4 protein-coding genes are annotated in these 3441 nt (G+C 49.7%); 2 read left to right on the top strand and 2 right to left on the bottom strand.

Annotated features, from left to right (window positions below):
• Both PLA23_RS11665 and PLA23_RS11660 read left to right on the top strand, forming a co-directional pair.
• Positions 1–696, top strand: a 696-nt coding sequence (locus PLA23_RS11665; protein ID WP_324475288.1) for a branched-chain amino acid ABC transporter permease, incomplete at its 5' end; no start/stop codon positions are given.
• Positions 693–1673, top strand: a complete 981-nt coding sequence (locus tag PLA23_RS11660) for a branched-chain amino acid ABC transporter permease (RefSeq protein WP_324328395.1) — start codon at positions 693–695, stop codon at positions 1671–1673. The genes PLA23_RS11665 and PLA23_RS11660, both read left to right, overlap by 4 nt.
• 113 nt (positions 1674–1786) lie before the next feature.
• Here PLA23_RS11660 and PLA23_RS11655 read toward each other — a convergent pair whose 3' ends face one another.
• Positions 1787–2479: an ABC transporter ATP-binding protein gene (locus tag PLA23_RS11655; protein WP_324328393.1), complete on the bottom strand. Its 693-nt coding sequence runs from the start codon at positions 2477–2479 to the stop codon at positions 1787–1789.
• Positions 2480–2488: 9 nt separating this feature from the next.
• Entirely contained in the window at positions 2489–3217 is a 729-nt protein-coding gene (locus PLA23_RS11650) for an ABC transporter ATP-binding protein (protein ID WP_324475287.1), read from the bottom strand.
• Positions 3218–3441: the final 224 nt, after the last annotated feature.

Raw genomic sequence — 3441 nt, 5'->3', positions numbered from 1 at the left:
TTTAATCCCTATGTCCTCCTCTGTGCCTCTATTCCAGTTCTGATAGCGATTGGGGTGATCATTGAACGGCTCTGTTTCAGGCCGATTCTCGGAACTGGGAAATTAAATGAGATCTTCGTGAGTATAGGTCTTATTTACATCATGCAAAACCTTGTTGCACGGATATGGACCGACGAATGGAAGACCATCCAGAGTCCTTACCGGGATATCTCCGTTGATTTTAGCATTATTCAGGTCCCGCTCGATTATCTTATCATCATGGCGATCACGGCAGGTCTGCTCATCGGCCTGTATATCTTTCTTCATCACTCGTGGACCGGCCGGGCGATACGGGCAACCAGTCAGGACCGGACAGGAGCGATGCTCATGGGCATTCATGTCGAGCGGATGGATATGATCACCTTTGGTATTGGTGCCGCTCTTGCAGGAGCAGCGGGAACCCTCTGGGCGGTCAGTGGTCAGGTATTCAACCCGTATATGGGATCTGTACCGGCGATCAAGGCGTTTGCCATCATCATCCTTGGCGGTCTGGGGAGCATTCCGGGTGCCATTGTCGGAGGCCTTGCAGTCGGCCTTGTCGAAAACGGCACTGCCTTCACCCTTGGAGGAGCGTGGAAAGACGCGGTATCGTTTATCCTTTTAATTATCGTGCTCATCATCCGTCCCACTGGTCTTTTTGGGGAGGAGAACGAATGATTGCGGTCTCCGTTGTAAAAAGGTATCATCTCATCCCCATTCTGGCCTTTACCGGTGCAGTGTTCCTTCCAGTTCTGCTCGGTTCAAATCAGTATTTTAGGACGGTCCTCATTCTGATGCTGATATTTATCATCTATGCATCTGCCTGGAATTTTCTCACCTTTTCAGGCCAGGGTTCCCTGGGTCATGCAGCCTTTTTTGGCCTTGGCGGATATCTCTCATCACTGATCGCGATACAAATTAAAATCCCTTTTATCATTGCGATTTTAGCCGGAGCCGGGTTGACTACCGTGATTGGACTTCTTATCGGCTTGACCTGTGTCAGACTAAGGGAATGGTTCCTTGCGATGGTCACATTCGGGTTTGCTGTCATTGTCCAGACCGTCATCGTCATCAGCCAGCTCAGCCCTATCACCGGCGGATGGGACGGATATCCTGTTCCAAAACTCATCCCCGGCACAGGACCGGCATCATCGCTGATCGAGTACTATTGCATCCTGATTATTGCAGCCGGTTCGCTGCTGCTCTTTCATCTCCTGCTCAGATCCAAAATCGGGCTTGCCCTCGCCGCAATCCGGGAGAATGAGATGGAGGCAAAAGCATCCGGTATCAACACGGTCCCGTTCAAACTCTTTGCATTTGGCATCAGCTCTGGTATTGCAGCCATTGCAGGAGCCCTTGAGGTCTCCCATTTTGGATACATCTCACCTGAGATCTTTGGAACGGATATCTCCTTCTGGCCGGTCGTCTATTCCATAACCGGAGGGCTTGGAACGCTTGCAGGTCCCATTATCGGAACCATCGTTGTCAGTTTTATCTGGGAAGGTCTGAATGCACTGGGATTGACATATGAGCGGTTTATCGTCATCGGCCTGCTTCTCATCCTGACGATCATCTTTCTCCCAAAAGGGCTTGTTTCACTCCCTGATGCGGTACATGCCTGGAAAAAGCGGGGTTTTCAGATGAGGAAACGATAGAAAAACCTCTCTTTTCAGCACTGGTATTCGGCTTCTCACATAAAAAACCCGGATGATCCGGTAAAAAAGGCGGCTTTAAGAATATGATTGAGGAGAGAAATATGTGAGAAAGTTTACATCCCCAGATATGCTTCCCTCACATGCGCATCCTCCAGGAGTTCCTGTCCCTGACCGGAGAGCACGATCCTTCCGTTCTCAAGGATGTATGCCCGGTGGGATATTTCAAGGGCACGTTTTACGTTCTGTTCTACCAGTAGAATGGTAAGACCCTCCTCATTAAGGGCTCTGACCGTTTCAAGAACATTATGCACATATTTTGGAGAAAGCCCAAGAGATGGCTCATCAAGGATGATCATATCCGGACGGGTCATAAGACATCGTCCGATGGCCAGCATCTGCTGTTCTCCGCCACTGAGCGTTCCGGCCAGCTGGTCCTGCCGGTCCCGAAGTATCGGAAAGAGCGAGTAGACATACGCAAGGTCCTCCTCATTCCTGTGCATGTACGACCCCATGAGCAGGTTCTCTCTCACACTCATCTTTCCAAACAGTTTCCGGGTTTCAGGAACGAGATTTAACCGGTGTTTCACGATTTCATAGGTGGGAAGACCGTGGATTGGTTTATCTGAAAAGAGAATGCTTCCTGAACTGGCCGGAATAAACCCCATGACTGCAGATACAAGGGTGCTTTTTCCTGCTCCATTCGATCCGATGAGGGTGACGATCTCTCCTTTTGCAACCTCAATGGTCACATCCCACAGTACCTGGAGATGTTCGTATGAGGCTGATACCCCCGTAACCTTCAGCACAAAAACACCTTAGAAATGGTACTGCTCTCCAAGGTAGGATTCGATGACCCGGCCGTCTGCTGCAATCTCACGGGGGGTTCCTTCTGCAATCTTCTCACCCTGGTCAAGGACGACCACCCGGTCAGAGACCTCCATAATGATTCGCATGACATGTTCGATCATCAGGATGGTAAGTCCCTCATCCTGCATCGATCTGATCAGACGGATCGCCTCTTTCCCTTCCCCTGGAGTAAGGCCAGTCATCAGTTCATCAAGAAGTAGCATCTGTGGTCGTGATGCCAGGGCACGGGCTAGCTGGGTCTTTCGAAGTTCTATGGTATTGAGGTTTCCAAGCGGGCTGTCTATCTTATCTTCAGGAAATCCGACCCGGTGCAGACAGTCGACTGCCTCTTCTGCAGCCTGTTTCATGGTTGGTTTATGGCCGTTTCCATACAGGGCACTTATCATGACTCCTTCTTTTGCTGTAAGACCGGGGAATGACCGGGGATGCTGAAATGTCTTTGCAATCCCCCTCTTACAGATGGCATCAAGGGGGAGCCGGGTAATATTCTCATCTCTGAAGAATATTCCTCCTGAATCAGGGCGGTATACGCCGGAGATAAGGTTGAGAAGTGTCGTTTTTCCTGCTCCGTTTGGACCGACTAGCCCCAGTATTTCGCCCTCATGCAGGGTCATGTCAACATTTCTGACCGCACACAGGCCGCCAAATGATTTGGAAACGCGTTTTACCCGCAGCATGGAAACCACCATGAGAACCTATGTCATGATATATGTTAGCATGTAACATAAACTTTTCACCACTCGGAGTTACTGGTTTATATATGCGTATTTATACCGGACGCGAATGATGTGAAAAAAAGAATAAATGGATGAATAAGGGGATTATGTAGTGAACCTGCCCATAGACTGGGAGATTCTGTCGATTGAGGCGGTGGCGTCGGTAATCACCCTGGTTATCTGGT

The organism is Methanospirillum sp., assembly GCF_035406105.1.
Lineage (GTDB): Archaea > Halobacteriota > Methanomicrobia > Methanomicrobiales > Methanospirillaceae > Methanospirillum.
This window is presented reverse-complemented; position numbering and strand designations above follow the sequence as displayed.

Coding starts and splice junctions, on each gene's coding strand:
- PLA23_RS11660 (WP_324328395.1), top strand. CDS start 693: ATGATTGCGGTCTCCGTTGTAAAAAGGTATCATCTCATCCCCATTCTG.
- PLA23_RS11650 (WP_324475287.1), bottom strand. CDS start 3,217: ATGCTGCGGGTAAAACGCGTTTCCAAATCATTTGGCGGCCTGTGTGCG.